The organism is Holdemania sp. (assembly GCF_986127675.1).
The window spans coordinates 1-20,259 of sequence record NZ_CFQZWI010000051.1; the positions used below are offsets into that span (position 1 = coordinate 1).

Annotated in this window: 22 protein-coding genes; 18 read left to right on the forward strand and 4 right to left on the reverse strand. The window is 51.1% G+C overall.

The annotated features are described in order from the left end of the window. The 15 genes from AC5OW4_RS08955 to AC5OW4_RS09025 form a co-directional block, all read left to right on the forward strand. On the forward strand, window positions 1-656 hold a 656-nt coding region (locus AC5OW4_RS08955), incomplete at its 5' end, for a cell division protein FtsZ (protein ID WP_493676896.1). Between the two features lie 111 nt (window positions 657-767). Next, window positions 768-1,226 carry a hypothetical protein gene (locus AC5OW4_RS08960; protein WP_072684196.1) on the forward strand — a complete coding sequence of 153 codons (459 nt, stop codon included), beginning with the start codon at window positions 768-770 and terminating at the stop codon, window positions 1,224-1,226. Between the two features lie 94 nt (window positions 1,227-1,320). Beyond that, entirely contained in the window at window positions 1,321-1,605 is a 285-nt protein-coding gene (locus AC5OW4_RS08965; protein WP_295770208.1) for a hypothetical protein, read from the forward strand. A 12-nt stretch (window positions 1,606-1,617) separates the two neighbouring features. After that, window positions 1,618-1,986, forward strand: coding sequence for a DUF2089 domain-containing protein (locus AC5OW4_RS08970; RefSeq protein ID WP_006058960.1), 369 nt, complete (start codon window positions 1,618-1,620; stop codon window positions 1,984-1,986). A 10-nt stretch (window positions 1,987-1,996) separates the two neighbouring features. Then, on the forward strand, window positions 1,997-2,407 hold the full coding sequence (locus AC5OW4_RS08975) for an SHOCT-like domain-containing protein (protein ID WP_072684198.1): 411 nt from the start codon (window positions 1,997-1,999) through the stop codon (window positions 2,405-2,407). Window positions 2,408-2,480: 73 nt separating this feature from the next. Next, window positions 2,481-3,626 (forward strand): SIS domain-containing protein, encoded by a 1,146-nt coding sequence (locus AC5OW4_RS08980; RefSeq protein WP_195397059.1) that lies wholly within the window; start codon window positions 2,481-2,483, stop codon window positions 3,624-3,626. A gap of 189 nt (window positions 3,627-3,815) precedes the next feature. Continuing rightward, a complete protein-coding gene (locus tag AC5OW4_RS08985; protein WP_195397058.1) occupies window positions 3,816-4,358 on the forward strand; it encodes a tetratricopeptide repeat protein in 543 nt (180 codons plus the stop codon). Window positions 4,359-4,403: 45 nt separating this feature from the next. Further along, window positions 4,404-4,868 carry a hypothetical protein gene (locus AC5OW4_RS08990; RefSeq protein ID WP_195397057.1) on the forward strand — a complete coding sequence of 155 codons (465 nt, stop codon included), beginning with the start codon at window positions 4,404-4,406 and terminating at the stop codon, window positions 4,866-4,868. Then, window positions 4,810-5,550, forward strand: coding sequence for a hypothetical protein (locus AC5OW4_RS08995; RefSeq protein ID WP_195548214.1), 741 nt, complete (start codon window positions 4,810-4,812; stop codon window positions 5,548-5,550). The genes AC5OW4_RS08990 and AC5OW4_RS08995 overlap by 59 nt, the downstream gene beginning before the upstream one ends. A gap of 468 nt (window positions 5,551-6,018) precedes the next feature. Next, window positions 6,019-8,640, forward strand: coding sequence for a cation-translocating P-type ATPase (locus tag AC5OW4_RS09000; protein WP_195548215.1), 2,622 nt, complete (start codon window positions 6,019-6,021; stop codon window positions 8,638-8,640). 143 nt (window positions 8,641-8,783) lie between these two features. After that, on the forward strand, window positions 8,784-10,412 hold the full coding sequence (locus AC5OW4_RS09005; RefSeq protein ID WP_072684204.1) for an LCP family glycopolymer transferase: 1,629 nt from the start codon (window positions 8,784-8,786) through the stop codon (window positions 10,410-10,412). Between the two features lie 50 nt (window positions 10,413-10,462). Then, window positions 10,463-10,975 (forward strand): NUDIX domain-containing protein, encoded by a 513-nt coding sequence (locus AC5OW4_RS09010; protein WP_072684205.1) that lies wholly within the window; start codon window positions 10,463-10,465, stop codon window positions 10,973-10,975. Then, window positions 10,972-11,337, forward strand: a complete 366-nt coding sequence (locus AC5OW4_RS09015; protein WP_072684206.1) for a DUF6176 family protein — start codon at window positions 10,972-10,974, stop codon at window positions 11,335-11,337. The genes AC5OW4_RS09010 and AC5OW4_RS09015 overlap by 4 nt, the downstream gene beginning before the upstream one ends. 226 nt (window positions 11,338-11,563) lie before the next feature. Then, the gene (locus AC5OW4_RS09020) at window positions 11,564-12,403 is read left to right on the forward strand and encodes a Fic family protein (protein ID WP_200798777.1); all 840 of its coding nucleotides are present in this window, start codon (window positions 11,564-11,566) and stop codon (window positions 12,401-12,403) included. Window positions 12,404-12,462: 59 nt separating this feature from the next. Beyond that, window positions 12,463-12,603 (forward strand): hypothetical protein, encoded by a 141-nt coding sequence (locus AC5OW4_RS09025; protein ID WP_229100731.1) that lies wholly within the window; start codon window positions 12,463-12,465, stop codon window positions 12,601-12,603. A gap of 169 nt (window positions 12,604-12,772) precedes the next feature. Here the strand turns inward: AC5OW4_RS09025 and bilS are convergent, their stop codons facing one another. The 4 genes from bilS to AC5OW4_RS09045 form a co-directional block, all read right to left on the reverse strand. Then, a complete protein-coding gene (gene bilS / locus AC5OW4_RS09030; RefSeq protein ID WP_072684207.1) occupies window positions 12,773-13,285 on the reverse strand; it encodes a flavodoxin family protein BilS in 513 nt (170 codons plus the stop codon). Then, the gene (gene bilR / locus AC5OW4_RS09035; RefSeq protein WP_072684208.1) at window positions 13,282-14,388 is read right to left on the reverse strand and encodes a bilirubin reductase; all 1,107 of its coding nucleotides are present in this window, start codon (window positions 14,386-14,388) and stop codon (window positions 13,282-13,284) included. Before bilR ends, bilS begins: the two co-directional genes overlap by 4 nt. Next, the gene (bilQ, locus tag AC5OW4_RS09040) at window positions 14,385-14,807 is read right to left on the reverse strand and encodes a bilirubin utilization transcriptional regulator BilQ (RefSeq protein WP_072684209.1); all 423 of its coding nucleotides are present in this window, start codon (window positions 14,805-14,807) and stop codon (window positions 14,385-14,387) included. Before bilQ ends, bilR begins: the two co-directional genes overlap by 4 nt. An 82-nt stretch (window positions 14,808-14,889) precedes the next feature. Then, window positions 14,890-15,678 carry an HAD family hydrolase gene (locus AC5OW4_RS09045; protein ID WP_072684210.1) on the reverse strand — a complete coding sequence of 263 codons (789 nt, stop codon included), beginning with the start codon at window positions 15,676-15,678 and terminating at the stop codon, window positions 14,890-14,892. Between the two features lie 188 nt (window positions 15,679-15,866). Here AC5OW4_RS09045 and AC5OW4_RS09050 point away from each other — a divergent pair, with 188 nt between their 5' ends. The 3 genes from AC5OW4_RS09050 to AC5OW4_RS09060 all read left to right on the forward strand — a co-directional run bounded on the left by AC5OW4_RS09050 (window position 15,867) and on the right by AC5OW4_RS09060 (window position 19,987). Further along, window positions 15,867-17,783: a serine hydrolase domain-containing protein gene (locus AC5OW4_RS09050; protein ID WP_072684211.1), complete on the forward strand. Its 1,917-nt coding sequence runs from the start codon at window positions 15,867-15,869 to the stop codon at window positions 17,781-17,783. Then, entirely contained in the window at window positions 17,780-18,499 is a 720-nt protein-coding gene (locus AC5OW4_RS09055; RefSeq protein ID WP_072684212.1) for a phosphatase, read from the forward strand. The genes AC5OW4_RS09050 and AC5OW4_RS09055 overlap by 4 nt, the downstream gene beginning before the upstream one ends. A 363-nt stretch (window positions 18,500-18,862) precedes the next feature. Further along, on the forward strand, window positions 18,863-19,987 hold the full coding sequence (locus AC5OW4_RS09060; protein ID WP_139248597.1) for an Rpn family recombination-promoting nuclease/putative transposase: 1,125 nt from the start codon (window positions 18,863-18,865) through the stop codon (window positions 19,985-19,987). Window positions 19,988-20,259 lie beyond the last annotated feature (272 nt).

Here is a 20,259-nt window from a genome sequence, read left to right on the forward strand (position 1 = left end):
TGTGCTCTTCCGATCTCGGTTTAAGTCAGTTGAGCGAATTCATTGATTCTCTGATCATCGTTTCCAACAACCAACTGCTTCAGGTCATCGGCCGGATTCCGTTTGTTGAAGCGTTTAAAGAAGCGGATAACGTTTTGCGTCAGGGCGTGCAGACGATCACCGATCTGATCGCGGTTCCTGCCATGATCAACCTCGACTTTGCGGACGTGCGCTCGGTCATGGAAGGTCAGGGCAGCGCGCTGATCGGCATCGGTATTTCCCAGGGCGATAACAAGGCTCAGGAAGCGGCGCAGAAAGCGATTCAGTCGCCGTTATTGGAAGCTCAGATCAACGGCGCCAAGAAGGCGATCGTCAACGTCACCGGCGGCGCGAACATTTCGATTTACGACGCGAACGACGCAGTCGAATACATCCGTGAAGCGGCCGGCAATGACATCGACATCATCTTCGGCGTAGCGATTAACGAGAAGATCGGCGAATCGATCATCGTGACAGTCATCGCCACCGGCTTTGATCTGCCGAAGATCAAGGTGCCTTCCCAGGCGAAACCGTCGGTCAAGGTCGCGAATAAGATCACGGAAGAAATCAAAAAGGAAACGGAAGAAGACGAGGAAGACAACAGCGGCATCCCAAGTTTCTTTCTCTCCCGCAAATAAACGAACGTGAATGAAGACGGAGCTTTGGTTCCGTCTTTTTTCTTGTTCTGGTTGAAAGCGCTTGATCGTGGTAAAATAAGAATAGAAGCAATGCGGAAGGAGGTCCCAGTCATGGATCTGGTTTACCTGGATTCTGATATTCTCGGCGACAGTTATGACGCGCAGCTTTGCCGGAAACGTTTTATTCGTTATGCGCAGGATCATCCGCCGGTATTAATCGCCGTTGCGCGGGTTGGCGAAGCGGAAAGAGAAGTCTGGAACAGCCTGAAACAGGCATGTTCTTTTGTGCGTTATTTTCTTGATGATCAACATCCGTGCGAGCAGCTTGACGGGATGACGGTTGAGCTTCAGGAGCAGTGTCTGCAATGCGGAAACTGGCAGATCAAACCGGAACGGGGCGCGGCTGCCTGGATTCAGGCGGAAACCGGCGTCAGCTGGCGCTACATCGTATTGGATATGTTAAGCGATCCTGCGTTTTCCTATTATCACCACATGAAGACGTTTTCCGACCTGCATTCGGCCTATGTCTACATTCGAATTCGAAACGGAATTCATAAAATTTTGAATTAAGTATATTTAAATAATTAATCAATATATTAAAAATATTAAAAAGTTCTTGAAATAATTCAAATATAATTTATAATGTTCTCAGGAGGACACGAGGATGGCCAAAAAGATTAAAATCATTGTGGAGTCGCCTGAACAAAATGTCGTGATTCCGGCAATTCCGCTGAGCGCCGCCGCGGCAATCTTGAAAGTTGTGCTGTGGGGATCGCAGTATGTTCCGGCTCAGTCGCGCGATGAAAGCGTGCAGCTCCTGCTGGATAACCGCGACGCGATTCTGGAACTGGTGCAGACGTCGGTCTGGGAATTGAAAGCCTGCGAGCCATTCCGGCTGGTCGAGGTGGAATCCGGCCCGAATCGGGTGCTCATTGATATTTTAGGATAAGGAGGAAACACGATGCGAAATGAAGTGTTCGGAACGTGTCCGGTCTGCGGCAATCAGCTGCTTGCGACACGGTTAACCTGTACCCGCTGTCATACGGAGATTACCGGCGAGTTTGCCTTATCCCGTTTCAGTTATCTGAATCGAGATGAACTGCAGTTCGTCGAGACCTTTATCCGGGTTCAGGGCAACATCAAGGAAATGGAAAAGGAATTCAATATTTCCTATCCGACTGTGAAGAAAATGCTGGATACGATCATTACCAAGATGGGCTTTCCGGTCAAACAGGAAGCAGAACCTGCCGTCCGTGCCGACGATGTGCTCTCACGGCTGCAGCAGGGCGAGATCAGCGCCGAAGAAGCGATTGCGCTGTTAAAAAAGTAGGAGGAACAACATGAACTCCCGAGAAAAAATTATGGAAATGGTCAAAGATGGCACGCTGAGCGTGGAAGAAGGGCTGCGGCTGCTGGACGCGATCGAAGAAAGTGAAAAACGCACGGAGAAGACGTCCAAACCGGCTGAATCGGAGGTGCGTCCGCTGATTTACAGCGCGCCTTCCCATCCGAAAATGCTGCGGATTCAGGTTGAGTCGGCCAATAACGATCGGGTGCGCGTCAATGTGCCGGTGTCGCTAATCCGCGCAGGTCTGGATTTCACCAAACAGATGAAGCTCAGCGGAATGGACGTGGATCTGAAAGGCGTGGATCTTGACTTGATCATGAAACTGGTTGAAGACGGTCAGGTCGGCGAACTGGTCGACGTGGTTTCGGCGGAAGGCGACAAAGTTCGGATCGTCGTCGAATAGTCATTCAATTTTAAGGAAGCGAAGGCTTCCTTTTTGCGTCGTTGTCCGTATAATTAGAGAAGAGGTGTTGAATATGCTGAAAGAAGAGTGCCGTTTGTTCCAGAAGGTCTGGCTGGGCTGGACAGAATCGCAGATGGATCAGTTTGTCCGGATCGGGACACAGTTAGCGCAGGCGCTGGCGGAAGGCAGGAAGGTGTATGCCTATGGGATCGGCGAGGATCATTGGTTTGCGGAAGAGCTGACGGCCCGGCTGCAGGGACATCCTGAAATCATCGGTCTGTTTCCCCGTGAGCTGATGACCTACGATCGCCGCTATGCCTCGTTAATCCGGTGTCCGGAATATGCCAGGGTGCTGATCGAAGCCTGGAAAATAGAGCGGAATGATTTGGTTTTGTCCTTCCACAGTCAGGATACGCCGCTGTATGCCGCGATGGAAAAGCACTGCCGGCGATTGGGGATTCAGTGGCAGATGCTGCAGGCGGACCGGCAGACGGAAGCGCCGGGATTGTTCAGCGTAGAAGAACGTTTTCTGCCTATGCTGCAGGTCTATGGCGCCCAGGCGGTCAATGCCGTCAGTTTTGCGGCGGCGGCCGGGATCGATCCCGCCAGCGCTGTGCATGAGCTGAATAAAAGCATGCTGGAAATTCTGGAACAATTTGAACAGACCCAACTGCCTTCGATAACCAAAGTCACCGAGGAGCTGGAGCGGAAGCAAGGCCGGCTGATCGTCATGGGCAGCGGTCATTCGCACATGCTTCAGGATTTGATGGCGCAGGAGAAGACGCTGGATAACGTCGTTCCGATTCTGGAACAGGAATTGATGGTATTCGATCCAGTCCAGAGCGGCTGGACGCAGAAGCAGCGCGACTATGCCCAGATGTTGATTGATAAATATAAAATTCAACCCCAGGACGTATTCCTGATGCCGTCCAACACCGGAAAAAGTGTGATGAACGTCGAGCTGGCGCGGTTGTTGTGGTCGAATAAAACGACAGTTGCGGCGATCACGAACATGAAGCAGTCGCCGGTGATCAAGTCCGATCATCCCAGCGGCCGGCGCTTGTTTGAAACGGCGGATATCGTGATCGACAACTGCTGTGTCAACAAGGATGCCTGTCTGACGATCGACGGTCAGCGGCGTTGTCCGTTGTCCTCGGTGACGGTGCTGCTTTGCGGGGTTCTGCTTCTGGAACAGCTGCGTGAACTCAGCGCAGAGTAAGAAAAACGGAATTTAATGTGAGATATAGAAGGTCAGTAAACAAAGGCTGGAAAAAGCACAAAAAGTTAAAAAGATGGGAATGCTGCGAAAATAGGTTTCCATCTTTATTTCATATGAATAATAAACAATTTGTAAATGAACATCATCTTGTTTTGCGGTATGATTAAAGCAGATAAAGAGGACTATATTATGCAAAAAGAACGCAGCGACGAATTATTGAATCAAGGTGCAAAAGCGTATCAAAGCGAAACGCCGGAAGGCTTCAGGACGGCTGTGCGGTATTATCTGGAATCCGCCAGTCTGGGCAACGGTCAGGCGATGACGAATTTGGGTTATTGTTATACCTATGGGCGGGGCGTGACGAAGAATCCGGCCGAAGGATTCCGCTATTTTGTGCAGGCGGCGAAGCTGGGAAATCCCGAAGCGATTATGAAGGTTGCCGACGCTTACCAATGTGGTCAATTTGTTAAAAAGGATGAAATCAGGGCGTTTCAGTTTTACCGCAAGCTGTTTCAGCATCTGCGGGAAACGGGAGAGCTTATGGATTATCCGGAGGTCTGCCTGCGCTTAGGTCGATGTTATTTGGAAGGGAAAGGGACCGAAGCAGATTTACGGCAGGCGCGGCGGTTTTTAGTGCTGGCGGTGCACGGCTACTCCCTGCATGAGGATCAATATTTCTACTATCCGAAACAGCGCCGTCAGGCGGAAGAACTGCTTCGGCAATGTCAATAAACGCAGGCTGACTAAGAATTCAAGACGTGGGAATGGGGGAAAATTATGCAGCGGAAAAAGCGAAGCCTCAGGATCGTGGCCGTGCTGGCTGTCCTGTTTGGCGGATGCGTACCAGCTTCTTCGCCGATAGAACCGACTCCCGTCGTTTCGCCGGCTGTCATCTCGGCAGAGACGGCGTTTACCATTACACTTTCACCTGCGGATGAAACAGGCCGCGATATTACTCAACCCTTAAATCAAGTTGCGATCACCAATCATACCGATCAGGAAATTCAGATCCTTTCTCTGGATCTTAAAGGCAACCGAGGCGGAATCCGCGAAATTCCGATCAACCGCACACTGGGACCGCAGGAAATGGGCTGTTATTTCATTGCGGGGGAATATCGCAAGGATATCGATCCGGTAGCGGCGGTGACGTTTGCCAGCGAGGACGCCGCGAGCGTGACAAAATATGATTTTGATTCGCAGAAAACAGAAACGGCGCCGGGGGATTCTCCCGCTGGAGGATGAGCTGCTTGACAATCAATATCGCTATGGCAAGAAGCTCTTTTACAGCTTTGTAGACACAAAGCTGGAGCTGGGGGATCAGGAAAAAGCGTACATCGAGAACCTGATGCTTCGCTATGACTGCGATTACGCTTATAATGGCGAATATGATCCGGTAAGGATCATGGAGGAATATGCCCTGTTAAGAACTTATTCGCTGATGAAGTCAGAGGATCCAGATCATCCCTACTGGCTTTTGTATTGTACTCCCGATGTTTATGCGTTCACCCCGGCGCAATGGGAAGCGGCACAAGCGCAGAAGCTGACGTGGGAACAGCTCTGGCCGATGCTGAAGGAAGAACCGAATTCCTGCCAACAGATTTACTTTCAGGGCTGGGATGCTCCGCTGACAGACGCTGACCGGGCTGCGCTGATGAACCTGTGTGATTTAAAAGAAATTCCGGCCTGCTTTGAAGGAGAACCGGAAAAGTCTGAAATCGGCGCGGATAAACCGGTGATTTATCTTTATAAGGATACGGAAATCGACTTCACGCTGACCTTGGGGACGCCGCCGACGCTCAGCTATCCGCAGTATCGGCAGGGATGGTCAGGCACGGTGACGGCAGAGGATTTGATTATTCAGGATCGCCGCTATCCATATCTCTATTACGAAGCGCAGATCCCGGATGACTTCGACTTTGATTAAGGGTTTGTCGTAGCCCGTGAGGATACCGTCGGTTTCTTAGAGGAAAAGCTGGCGATTCTGGGCTTAAATGAAAGGGAGAGCGCCGATTTCATCACCTACTGGCTGCCGGTCCTCTCCCAATCCGACTATAACCGGATTACGTTTCCCTGCGCCGATTATGCCCGGCTCGTTCCGCTTCAATGCCAGCCGCAGCCGGATACACTGATCCGCGTCTATATGCTCTCGGAAGGTCTGGACGAGGCGGTTGTAATGGAGCCGCAGACGTTAGACCCGGCCCCGGCCAGAACCGGATTTACTGTTGTGGAATGGGGCGGCAGCCGCCGCAATTCATAAACATTTGTCAAAGAAAGTCCAAAACCGGAGGAATCCGGCTTTTTTTGGCACGCTTTGCGGACGATCCGGCGCTGCGCCGCGTTCTAATCCGAGGGGATTTGCGATATAGATGGGAATAGGTAAAGGAGAAGTGCTATGCCCTATCGTCAAACTATACAGGAACTGGAAGCAGCAACACTGACTAATGCCCGCGAGGGCCTGAGTGAAAAAGAAGCGGCCGCCCGGCTGCAGCGCTTCGGCGGCAACGAGCTGGAAAAGAAAAAAGAAGAATCACTGCTGAAAAAAATCGCGGAACAATTCAATGATCCGATGATCCTGATTCTGATCCTCGGGGCCGTGATCTCCATTTTTCTGCATGAGGTGATGGATTCCGTCATCATCGTTGCGGTGATTACGATCAACGCGCTGATCGGGGTATTCCAGGAATGGAAGGCGGAAAAAGCGCTGCACGCGCTGGAAAAAATGACCGCGATGAAAGCTGTGGTCAAGCGTGACGGACAGCTGAAGCAGATCGACGCAGCCGAGCTGGTTTTGGGCGATCTGGTGTTTCTGGAAGCCGGCAACTTCGTGCCGGCGGATCTGCGCCTGATTGAAACCGTACATCTGAAAGTGGAGGAATCCAGCCTGACCGGCGAATCGGTGCCGGTCGATAAGGATGCCTCGGCGCGTTACCCTAAGGATCAGACGCTGCCGCTGGCGGATCAGAAAAACATGGCGTTTTCCTCGACGATCGTTTTGGACGGCAACGCCGCGGGGTTGGTCGTGGCGACGGGAATGGACAGCGAGATCGGCAAGATCGCGAAGCTTTTGCAGCATGAGGAAAAGCTGCTGACGCCCTTGCAGCGGCGTTTGGCTGAGTTGTCAAAGGTGCTGGGGGCGCTGTCGGTCATCATCTGTGCGGCAATTTTTGTGATCGCCGTCATTCAGAAACGCGATCTGTTTGAAATGCTGCTGACGTCGATTTCCCTGGCGGTGGCGGCGATTCCCGAGGGACTGCCGGCGGTCGTGACGATTTCCCTGGCGCTGGGCGTCCAGAAAATGAGCGATCATCACGCGATCGCGCGCAAGCTGCACGCCGTGGAAACACTCGGCCAGGTTTCGGTCATCTGTACGGATAAAACCGGGACGCTGACGCAGAACCGGATGACGGTTGTCGCGTACTATCTGAATGGTAAAATCCAGACAACGTCGCAGAAAGTGACGGAACGGAGGCTGAAGGAAGGCTTCTATCTGTGCGGCAACGCCAAGCTTGACGCAGAGGGTGTCATCGGCGATCCGACCGAAGTGGCGCTGATGCGCTGGGCGCTGGATAACGGCGTCGACGCCGCGCAGATCATCCGGCAGTTCCCGCGTGTTGCCGAGATTCCGTTTGATTCCCGGCGCAAACGGATGAGCACTGTGCATCAGACGGGCTTGGAAAAAATCGTCTATGTCAAGGGCGCGTTGGAAAGCGTGCTGCCGTTATGTACGCATTTGTGGCAGGATGGCCGGCGGGTGGAGCTGACAACGCCGATGCGGCGGCAGATTGAGGAAGCCGCCGCACAGATGGCCGGCGAAGCGCTGCGCGTGCTGGTGCTGGCGACGCGCACCGTCGCCTCGCTGGACGAGAGTCAGTTTGAAACCCGGTTATGTTTTATCGGAATGGCAGGGATGATCGATCCCCCGAAGGAAGGTGTCAAAGAAGCGATTGCGTTGGCGCATAAAGCAGGCATCGACGTCGTGATGATCACCGGCGATCATCCGGAGACCGCGCTGGCCATCGGCCGCCAGTTAGGCATCGCCCAATCGCTGGCGCAGGTGCTGACCTCGGTGCAGATGCAGGATCTGAGCGATGATCAGCTGGCTCAGGCCTGTCAGCGCATCCGGATTGTCGCACGCGCCACGCCGCAGGATAAGGTCCGGATTGTGAAAGCCTACCAGTTGGATGAAAAGATCGTGGCGATGACCGGCGACGGGGTGAACGACGCGCCTTCATTGAAGCAGGCCGACGTCGGCATCGCGATGGGCAGCGGAACGGAGGTATCGCGGCAGACGTCCGATCTGATTCTGACGGACGATAATTTCGCGACGATCATCAGCGCGGTCGAGGAAGGCCGCAACATTTATCTCAATATCCAGAAGGCTGTGCTGTATCTGCTTTCCTGCAATCTGGGGGAAATCACGACGCTGTTTCTGGCAATCGTGCTGATGCCGATCGCCCCGGCGCCGCTCTCGGCGATTCAGATTCTGTGGATCAATCTGGTTACCGATGCGTTCCCGGCGCTGTCGCTGGCCGCCGAACCACAGGATCCCTATATTATGGATCAGAAACCCCGCGTGGCGACGGAAAGTCTGTTCGCCAACGGCGGCTGGGCGTTCATGGTGCTCAATGGTCTGTATATCGGCACGATCTCGTTAGTCGCGTTCAAATTCGGATCAAACTATGATCCCCGTACAGCACATACGATGACGTTCATGGTCCTGTCGATCGCGCAGCTGTTCCACAGCTTGAATCTGCGCAGTCTGGACCACTCGATTTTCAAGGTTGGGATTCTCCGCAATAAGCTGTTGTTAGCGACGTTTGTGATCGGCGTGGCGCTGCAGGTGATGGTGGTGAATCTGCCGATCTTCCAGATGATTCTGAAAACCGCAGCGCTGGACTGGACCTGCTGGGCCGTCGTGTTCGGTTTGTCCGCAAGCCTGATTTTGATCAACGAGATCTCCAAATTATTCAATCCTGTCAACCATTCATCGCGTCCTCGCTCCCGGAAATCCTGATCCGGGAGTTTTTCAAATTTCTTACAAAGCGCAGAAACTTCTGCAGGGCGCAGGACTCTATGTTAAAATAAATCCAGTGTAAATCGGATAAACGCATCGCAATCCGCGATGTTCAAATGCTAAACCTCTGGAGGACTGCCGACATGGACAAACGTAAAACTCAGCCGCACAAGAAAAAGAAGGTCCGGCGTGATTTAACCTTGATCAATCAGATCATGGCTTTTTTCGTGCTGACCGCCGATTTGTTTCTGGTGCTGGCGATGCTCGGGCTGACGCAGTTCAGCTCGTTAAGCCGGACGCTGTTTATCCGTCTGAATCTGATCGTTCTGGCGGCGGCGCTGATTTTGAATTTCCTGGCGATGCTGGCCGTTGGCCGGCGCAGCGTCAGCCTGTTGAAGACCGCGATGACGGCGGCGGTCGTGATCGGCTTGATCAGCGCGTTTGGCGTGTATGTCGAAGGCCGGCTGAACGTCAATCTGGACAAGATGATGGATCAGGGATCGTCGCAGGAAACCGTCGGCGTTTCTTTTGTCGTGCTGGGTGATGATGAGCATGCCGCGCTGCAGAGCGCGCAGGATCTCAACGGCAAGGTGTTTGGGATTCTGGATGACGAACAGGCGCAGCAGGGCTATCAAATGCCGAAGAACGAGATTGAAAAATTAAAGTTAAAGGTAACATACCGTGAATATTCCGATTATACACGGCTTTTAAAAGGGCTGCTGAACAAGGAAATCGACGTGGCCGCCCTGCCGGAAAACTATAAGGGCATGTTTGAAACGAACGAGGAAATCGCGCCGGAGCTGGCGGCGCTGCGCGATGTGCATAACTTTAACCGCACGCTGACGATTCATACCGAGCAGGGCAGCGATAAGGACGTGACGAAGGAGCCGTTCACCGTGCTGATCATCGGCGTGGACGACGACCGGAGCGACGCGCTGATGTTGGCAACGGTCAATCCAGGCAGCATGACGGTGCTGCTGACGTCCATCCCGCGCGACAGCTATGTGCCGATCGCCTGCTATACCAATCAAAAGTCGGATAAGATCAACAATTCCCGCGTGCGCGGCCGCCAATGCACGATTGATACGGTGAAACAGCTGCTGGACGTCGATGTGGACTTCTACTTTGAAAGCAACTTCCACGGTATCATTGAAATCGTCGACGCTTTAGGCGGCGTGATCATCGACAATCCGAAGGAATTTGTCGGTCAGGATTCCTCCGATGAACGTGGACATCAGACAGTGTGGGTGCCGCAGGGCGTTAACCGGCTGAATGGCGAACAGACGCTGGCGTTTGCCCGGGAACGGCATTCTTATAATTCCGGAGATTTTCAGCGTCAGAGCAATCAGCAGCAGGTGATTCAGGCAATTTTGACGGAAGCGGTGCGGCTGAAGGATGTCAATAAGGCGCTGAAGGTGCTGGATGCGGCGGGCGAGAACGTGTCGACTAATCTAAGCATGGAACAGATGATCGGCTTGTTTAACTTAACGATGAAGAAGATGAACCGCAGCTATGTGCAGAATCAGAACATATTCAATGTGATCGGCGCGCGGATTTCCGGCGTCAACGACCGGGCGCCGAATCGGATGTCGATTGTCCGGTTGTATCAGGGCTCAATCGAAGACAACAAGAAAGCAATCCACCGGGTGTTTAATTTGAACAGCGAGATCGACGCGCCGAAGGCGCTGTCGTTCAGCATTGACTGGGTCTATGAGGCGCCGGCGATCTCAAAGGATGAATATGACGAGAAATTTGCGCCGTTAAAGCAATGATCTGTTAAGGAAGACTAAAAGAGAATTTCTGAGGAAAGCGAGACGGGGATATGGATACAACACATCAATTTCAACAGGAGCTATTAGCGGCTTGCGATGAACACGGCCGGCGCTTTTCTTATCCTGTTTTGCGGGATGCGGTGCTTAAAAACGGATACTTTCTGGGCGTGGTCGCAGTGATTGAAAATGATCAGCATCAAGTTTTGATCACCCGCCGGGCAGTTGGGAAAAGCGATGGGGGACACTGGGAATGCCCCGGCGGGATGGTGAAATTTCACGAATCCAGTCTTGATGCAGTACAGCGTGAGCTGAAGGAAGAACTTGGAATTTTGGTTAATTCTGAAACTTGTCTTTCTGTACGAATTGTATTCCATCAAAGCCGGAAAATTTCCCTGTTTCATGTCCGGTTCAATGGAAGTATTTACGAGCTTGTTCTGCAAAGCGAAGAAGTGACAGAAGCCTGCTGGGCGTCTGTGAACGAAATCGACGAATTGATGCGAACAGGTCAATTCATCGCTTGTTCAGTCCTGACATCTGATTTATTAAAGGAAATCTTATCATGAAACTCACATTGACCCGCTATGCGGTACGCCCGGGGAAAGAGCAGCTGACCCGCGAATGGATGGCTGTATTGAACCAAAGACAGGCGGAGGTTCAGGAAACGCTGAGCGATGAAAAAATGGCTTTGGAAGCAATTTTCATGGAAGAAGACGCGAAGGGAATGGCTTTGATCTGGGTGGATCTGCAGGGTGAGGGGACGGATGTCCAAGATTCTGCGCATCCGATTGATCAAGTACATCTGGCTTATTGGAGAGAATGTATTGATTCTTCGGTTCCTCCTGTGGAGTTAACTTCTGTGAATTGCTTCGCTGATCCCAAGGTCCAGTTAGCGCTGCTTGCAGCTGCGGGGATGGGCGAAGATTGATCATTGCGGTTAAGAATACAGGGTAAAAAATTGGACGTATAAATTAGTGCATAAGAAATGAAAAGTGGAAATCCCGCTTTTTTTCATCCTATTTTCAAGAAGATAATAATGAAAAATAGTGTAATTTTAGTGAAAAATAGTGGAAAGCGGCCCTCACAAGCATTTCCTAAAACCAGAACAGGAAGTTAGAAATTATTATCTGGCACTTTTATATTTAGAGAATAAGTTGAAAAAAAAGGAAAAAGTTACAAAAAGAATGATTTTGGAAGTTCAGGCGATCGTGGAAAAGGGAGCTTCCAAAGAAAAAATAGGATTGCGGGGGCCCATGCCGGCAGGCGTTTTATTTGCGGTTTATGATTCTTTGAGCGGGAACGCGGATTATATTCCGCCTGAGTATATTGATGTTCCGATACTGCTTGATGAATTGGTAGACTATCTTGATCATACTGATGATCATCCGTTGTTGATCGCGGCGATTGCCCATTATCAATTAGTTACAATTCATCCATTTGAAGATGGGAATGGTCGAACGGCAAGATTGATTTCTGGATATCTGCTCGATTATTTTGGATATGGATTTCAGGGGATTGGTTCGTTAGAAGAATATTTTGCTTATGATGCAGAAGAATACTACAATTCCCTGCAAATGGGGTTGCCTGCTTTATATTATTCAGGCAGAAATAATCCGCCGCATCCAGAAATTTGGCTTACTTATTTCTTAAGAATGATGGAGCTTTACTCAAAGAAAGTTTATGATTTGTCATATAAAACAAAGGAAAGTAATGTTGTTTCGAGCTTGACCTATTTGAAAAAAAGGGAGAAGGAGCTGCTTAGTTATTTGTTTGAAAATGGAATTAGAGAATTTACTCCGATTGAACTTGGAAAAAAATTAGGAGTTACCAATAAAACGGTTATCAACAGAGTTGCTGGTCTTGTTCAGCACGGATTTCTTATTCCGGTATTAGTCAATGAAAGAATACGTTCTTATCAAATAAGCGAATTAACGAAGGAGAATGAAGAAGAAATAATCAAGCTTCAGCATGGGTTGCAAACTAAGAAAGCATAATTAAATAACAGAATAAAGAATTCGGTTAACAAGTCTAACTTTAGAAAGGAGACAGGTCTATGATGGAGGCTATTTACACGTTTAACGGAAAGGACATAACGATGAATGTATGTTTACAGATCCGAGCCGTTGTGAATATCATTCAGGAACAACTCAATTTATCTTTTGAAGACGCGATGCTGGAGTTCTACCGTTCATAAACGTACAAAACGCTGCAGCCGACGGAAAATGCGCTGTGGGCGGAATCGCCGGAATTTATTACCGATATGTTTTTTGCCGAGCGGGAAGGAAGAGAATTCTAAGCGGCAGTCCAAAATAAAAATCAGCGGGGGAAGGTTTATCTTTCCTCGCTGATTTCAGGTTTGCGGTTTATTGGAGTTCTGTCAAAATACGCTGGGCAAATTGCCGGCCACCTTCAAGATTTGCGCTGTCCGGATGCGATAAAGCGGCGTCAAAGTTCTCCAGCAGGGAAGCCCAGCGCGGATTCTCCGGCTCTTTTGCCTGCAAGGCCAAATACCGCTGTTTAACGGTTTCCGGCATTCTTCCCTGGCAGGCGTAGCAGCCCAAGATCGTGTTGTCGGCAGGAACTTGATCGGCGCTTCGCTTCAGGATCGCCTGGAAATATTCGTCCGACTGGCCAAAGCCGCAGGTCGCAAACAAGGCCAGCTGCTTCTGATGACACTGGGCCAAAAAATCCAGGACCGGCTTGGCGAAGACGCCTTTGTCTGTCCAGGAACCGACAAAAATCAAGTCTGCCTGCAGCGCTTCAGGCGCAGGCGCTCCGGAATAAATAAGCATTTCGTCCGGCAGGGCGGATTGAATTGCTTCTGCCAGCTGACGGGTATTGCCGGTATTACTTTGAACTACGATTGCGATTTTCATTGGATATCACTCCTTTTCTGATCATAAATACAATGAATTCCCTGATGGCTCATCAAACCTTGCAGACATTTTTGATTGCAGCCGGCACAATACCGGATCGTTTCCGGATGACCAGCCAACAGTTTCGCGGTCCAGTCGGGATCAGCGATCAGCTGCCGGCTCATTGCGGCTGCGTCGATCCGACCGCTTTCGATCGCCTGGTCGATGAATTCTGGATGGCGCAGATTCCCGACGCCGATCACTGGTTTGCAGGTCAGCGCTTTGACTTGATCGGCAAATTTTAGAAAACAACCTTCCGCGGAAAACGCCGGGTGATTCGCGGGCGGAATCGTGTCGGTCAGCGCGCCGTGATTCGCCAGGGTGACGTGGAAACAATCGACGCCTGCCTGTTCCAGCCAGCCGACGACCGGATCCAGATCCTGTTCCAGCACGCCCGCTTTGCCATAATCCGGATTGATCTGCCGGACGGCCAGCTTGTAGTCGATGGGCAGCGAGCAGTGCTGCCGGACCTGCCGCACTGCTTCCAAAGCAAACCACATCCGATTTTCCAGACAACCGCCGTATTCGTCGGTCCGCTTGTTGATCAGTGACGAACTGAAGCTGCCGATCAAACGATCGCCGTGTACCTGAATCATATCGAAGCCCGCGGCCTGAGCCTGCTGGGCGCTGAGACCGAAAGCCGCAAGGATTTCGCGAATCCGTTTTTCACGCATTTGATTGACCGTGACCGCGGCGGAGTCGTTCAGTTTCTGACGCAGCTGATCCGCGGTGAGTCTGTGTGTCAGCAGCGCGGGAATTAATTTCAGCATCGCTTTGAAATTGGCGTCTGAAAGATGCAGCTGGGCGGATACTTTTGCGCCTTGTTGATGCAGCTCGCTGATCAGCTGCCGGTAAGCGGCGAAAGTGCGGGGGTTTTGTAAACTTTGGGAACCGAGAACCGGGATATCCGGCAGGATGATCAGGGCGGTCTGGCCCTGAGCGATCGCGCTTAGCTTCGCGGCTTTTTCTTCCGGCTTTAAGCCCAGGGTGGTGGGGGCAAAGATGATCCGGTTTTTCAGTTCACATTTGCCGATGGTGATCGGCTTAACGCAGGCGTGCGTCATTTTTCACTCCTTAAGCTCAGGACAACCTGACTTAAAAGCGCAGTTAACTGTTTCGCTTGATCCGGTGAAAGACAGGCCAGCGCCCCCTGCTCCCATTGCTGGTTGGCGACAGTGATTTCCTGGCAGATCTGTTCGCCTTTTTCGGTTAACGAAACGGTGAACGCCCGGCCGTCCTGCGCGCTGCGCGTGCGGATCAAACAGCCGAGCTTTTCCAGCTTGTCTAAACAGCGGGTGATGTGGCCGTTATCCTGACGCAGCTTTCGGGCCATGGCGGACGGCGTACAGGCGCCGGTATGCTCAAGATAGATGAGATAAGGGAACAACCCTACGGTTAACCCGAAGGCATCCAGCCGCGTTTGCAGCGTGGACGTATATTCCCGGCGCAGCTGGCAGATTAAATATGAGAAAGGATAGGACATAAAACACCTCCTGACTTCTTCAGTATAAGCATAAATTTGACTAAGTCAAATAAAATAATCAAAGAAAAGCGAAAATTTCCGCTCAGAGCTGACCGAAAGCTTGCAGCGCAGTAACGATGCCGTCCTGTTCGACGGAATCGGTGACGTAGTCGGCAATCGCTTTAATTTCTTCCCGGCCCTGGCCCATCGCTACGCCGACTCCTGCCGCCTGCAGCATTTCCAGATCGTTGATCCCATCGCCAAACGCCATTGTGGCCTGGGGATCAATATGGAAGTGCTGGCAAAGCCGGGTGATCCCGACGCCCTTGTCTATACCCCGGAGAACCAGATCGGCATAGTGAAACGGCGTCGGCAACACCGTCAAACCGGGAATCGTCCGGTAAGCCGCATAATCGCTGTCCGCTGCGTCAAAGGCCAGCGCCATCGTCGCCTGATCGTCTGACCGCGTCGCCCGGACGTCGATCGCGGCCGGATCGCGGTGAAAGAATTCGCAGGCCGCGATGAAATCCGGCGTCGGCGGACAATTCAGCCAGTCGTCATGACCCATATACTGGATCGGTGAGCGGAGCTGCGCGGAGACCGCTTCTAACCCCGCCATCGTTGCCTGATCAAAGAAAACCCGGAACAGCTCCGTTTTCTGTGCGTCGGCAATGACGCTGCCATTGCGGCAGATATAGCCGTCCCACGCAATCGCCGCCAGCTGCGGCATCATCAGGATTGTATTCACATCCCGTCCCGAGCTGATCACAATCTTTTTTCCATTTTTCTGCAAGCGTGTTAACGCCTCCATGACCGCCGGCGAAATCCGGTGATTGCGATTATCCAGCAGCGTTCCGTCGACGTCAAAGAAAAACATTTGAAATTCCTTCATTCCGTTCACCTCATGGTTTTCATTATACTCACAACGCGATGAAAAATCATCCTGAAATTGCCGCGGAAACGCTTTCGTCCGGTTGTGATTTAAGGGTAAATCCAGTATAATGTATGGGTCTTTAGACTTTATTGTATTGATGCGCTGCCGCGCAGGAATACTGAAAATAGAAAAAGAGGAGGAACTCAATGGAAAATCAAAAGCTGGACGCTTTGTGCGAAGCCTTTTTCACCGAGCATCAGGTCCGTGCGATGGATGTCGCGATCTTTCAGCAGGGAGCAGAAATTTATCATTACCGCAGCGGCCGGACGGCGTCGAAGGGCGCGAAGATCACGGAGAAAACGATGTTTTCAATCGGCTCCATCAGCAAGATGTTCACCACGGCGGCCGTGATGATGCTGGCGCAGGAAGGCAAGCTGTCGCTTGACGAGCCGATCGTGAAAAAACTGCCGATGTTCAAGATGCCGGATGCCCGGTATAAAAATATTACGGTCCGGATGCTGCTGAATCACAGCAGCGGACTGCCGGGCAACTGCTTCAAGGGGAAATACACCAACGCCCGCAACCGTAATCACCTGAAGGAAGAAATTGAATACGCGGCGCAGAGCCGGCTGAAGGATCAGCCGGGAAAGTTCAGCGTTTACTGCAACGACGGGTTTTCCCTGGCGGAGCTGTTAGTCGAGGTGGTCAGCGGGCAGAGCTATTCCTCCTATATTTACGAGAAGATTCTCGAGCCGTTAGGCATGGAGCATACCGATTTCCCAATCCATGAAATCATGGATGGCAAATACATCAAAGCGAAATCACCGTTTGGTCTCGACTTCCCGCAGGAATATGTCAACGGCATTGGTTCCGGCGGGATTTACAGCACGGCCGCGGATTTATGCCGTTTCTTAGACGCGCTGCGTGAAGGCAAACTGGTTGATGAAGCGGGTCTGACGGAAATGAATCGCGATCAACAACCGAAAGAGCTGATCGTTGCGGACAATACCACGGAACGTTATGGTCTGGGTTGGGACTGCGTGTCGATGCGGCTGTTTGAGGGCTTTGGCAAACAGGCGCTGTGCAAGTCCGGCTCGACGTTCGGGTTCAACTCCCATTCCCTGATTATCCCGGATTGTCAGCTGAGCGCCGCGGTTGTCCTGTGTACGGATAAGGGCAGCGCTTCAAAGCTCAATCAGGCACTGGTTTATGAAATTCTCAAGGCTCAGGGCTGCGCGTTTGAAGCGACGCCGCTGCCGGCGTTGAAAACCGTCGTGCATCCGGTGGAAATTACTGGTTTGTACGGCAATAAGGATCAGATCGTGCGGGCACGCTTTGAACATGGCGATCTGACGCTGGAGGTTCGCGAAGCCAAGGGCGGCTGGCGGCTGGAAGTTTCCGGCTTGCAGGAAGATCACGGCTGGTTTGCGGGACAGCCCGGCACGTCGGTCTTCGGCATGGCCGATTTAAGAATCGGGTTTGTGCCGCAGGGCGAAAAGCTGTATCTTGTTTATCAGATGCCGGGCAGCGTCGTGGCGGAACAGGCTGAACGCCAGGTTTTTCTGCAGAAGCTCAAGCCGTCCGGTAAAGTAAGCGGCTGGAAGAATCTGACGGATAAGACGTGGATCATGGATAACGAATATCTGCAGCAGCGCACGCTGGGCAATGTCCCGATGACCTTTACCGTGCAGATGGAAAAGGGCTACGACGACCTGCTTTTAGCCCCGTATCCGCTGCGCATCCTCAACGATTATGAGGCGGTGCCGGCGATTGAGATTCCGGGCAATTATTCGCGCGAAATGTCGAGCGTTTTGTGGCTGGCGGATGGTTCGATTCAAAACGGTCAGTACCACTATGTTCTCTGTGAGAACCTGCCGCCGTTGGACGTGCGGGAAATGACGCTGCGCGATCCACTGATTCACTGGTATATCGGTGCCGCGCCGATTGACACGCTGAAAATTGATGGGATTGCCCGCGTCGTCGTCCTGGACGAAAACGGTCAGGTGGAATTTGACAGCCAGTTGTCCAGCGGTCTGCCAACTTCGCTGCGCGGCAAACGGATCGGTTTCTTCGGCGAACTGAACAGTAAGATCAGCCTGCAGTATCTGGAGGAAAACGCATGATTTACCTTGATCTGCATACGCATACCGTCGTCAGCGGACACGCGTACAGCACGCTGAACGAGAACATCGCTGCAGCCAGGGAACACGGTCTAACGATTTACGGCGTCAGCGATCATACGCCGAAGATGCCGGGTTCTACGCATCTGTTCTACTTCCGCAACCTTCATGTCGTCCCGGAATTCGTGCAGGGAATCCGCGTGCTCAAAGGCGCGGAGCTGAATGTGATGGATGTTGAAGGACATGTCGATCTGGACGAAAGCACGCTGAAAATGCTTGATTACGCGATCGCATCCCTGCACGTTCCATGCTTCGGCACCGCGCATACGGAAGCGGAAAACACGCAGGCGATGATCAATGCCGTGCAGAATCCTTATGTCAAGATTCTTGGCCATCCGGACGATTCCCGCTATCCGATCGATCAGGAAGCGGTCGTTCTGGCATGCAAGGCGACCCATACGTTAGTCGAGGTCAACAATTCCTCGATGAATCCGAAAAGCTCGCGGGTCGGCGGCCGGGAAAATATGCTTGGGATGCTGCGGTATTGCAAGCAGCACGGCGTGCCGGTCCTGTTTGGCAGCGACGCGCATTACTGCGACGCGATCGGCCGGTTCCAGCGGTGTGAGGAAGTCTGCGCCGCCGCGGAGTTTCCAGCATCGCTGATCGTGAATTCCAATCCGGAACTGATTTTTGAATATTTTCATCTAAAAGTCGAATAAACAGTCGGTAATGCGAGTAAGATAAGCGTTTAACAGAATAAAGGAAAAATATAGTTAAGAAATCGATTCCCTTCAAGACGGGGTCGATTTTTTCTGTTGAATCCCATTTGCTTTCAGGGGTTGGCAAATTTATCTTTTCGCAGCCAGGATAAAGTCAGACATGTTGAAGATTTTCGGGCTTATGCTTATCTTTTCTTGGTTCAATAAAGTCGTTGAAGTGAAGTTAAGGATAATCAGAAGTTTGAAAGCAAAAAGAAATGAATGTCTGATTCAATTACTTCGTCGATTCGCAAGACCATTTCCAGTGTTCGGAATTTAATTTGAAAATGGTTACAAATAAGTTTGCGATTTTGTCGAAAATAATTGAATTTTCATGAAAAAGAGGAAGGCTTTTTTGAAATTACCGCAATATTAACTTGTAGAGGAGGTGGGGGAATGTCCATCAATCTACTTGAACGGAAGAAGCAAAAGAAGAGAAGGATTTCTTTGTTGGACGACTGGGTCTTTAAAACTGTGATCGGTGATCCTGAGGATTTGATATGTCTGACGAGTCTTTTCCATGCGATTGATCCTGATTTTAAAAAGGTGCGGTTGTTGCCGAATGAGAAAAAAGCAGGACATCCTGACGACAAAGCAATTCGTTATGATATCTGCGGGGTGATCAACGAGGAGATTTATTTTGATCTGGAAATCCAGCAAAACGGGAATCCCGAGGAGCAGGGAATCCGCATTGTTTTCTATTTATCGCGTCTGCTTTCCGGCCAGAAGACAAAGGGAAAAGATTATCGGGAACTGAAACCAGTGCGCGTGATCATGATCACGAATTTCTGCTTTTTTGACGATCCGGATGTGAGCAGCGATGTGTTTTATTTAGCCGGTGAGAAAACGGGAAGAACCTTGACAAAACACATTCAAGTGAGTATTATTGAATTAGCAGAAGTGGAACGCTTACAGCGGATTCCAGTCAAGGATTTAACGCCGTTGGACCGGTGGCGCGTGGTATTAAAATTTGCAGGCGATCCGGACAAAGCGGCGTGGATTCAACAGATCATAGCGATGGATGAAGGATGCAGAAGGGCGGTGGAGAAAATGATGGAGATTCCGATGAGCACGATCGAGTACATGTGGGAAACAAAGCGGCTGGACAGAGAAATGATGCGGAATTCAGAGATCCGCAAGGAACGGGAAAGAGCTGTGAAACAGGCGCGGGAGCTGGCCTTAAAGCAAGGTAAAGATCAAGGTTCTCTGTTGAAGCTTATTACAATTACACTGAAAAAAGCGAAGAAAGGAATGCAAGCTGCTGAAATAGCGGATATTCTAGAGGAAGAAGAAGCATGTATTCAAACCATTCTGAAAATCAAAGCACAACATCCGGATTACACGGAGGAGCAAATTGCAATAAAGATTATCAGTGAGTCTGTTCATCCGGCAGCAGTGCGAAACAAAGAGAGACTTAACGAAGAAAGCGGAGGGTTTCCACTCACATGAGGTCAAATCCTGTATAGAGGGGCAATAACCTACTGCTGAATCAGAACGCCGGTCTATTATTTTTCTGATTGCCTGTGTTAACCTTAAAGTAAAAAGAGCCTGAATATTAAAAAAAGGAGAAAGTATATGATCCAACAACTTATTGAACAGCATCTCAGCGCGATAACCGCTCAAATCCGGACAAAGTACCCGTCTGAAATTGAAAGCTTTACAGAGCGGCTTATCGGCTTAGGGATGGATGCGGATCAGGTCGAGGCGGATATGCAGGCCGT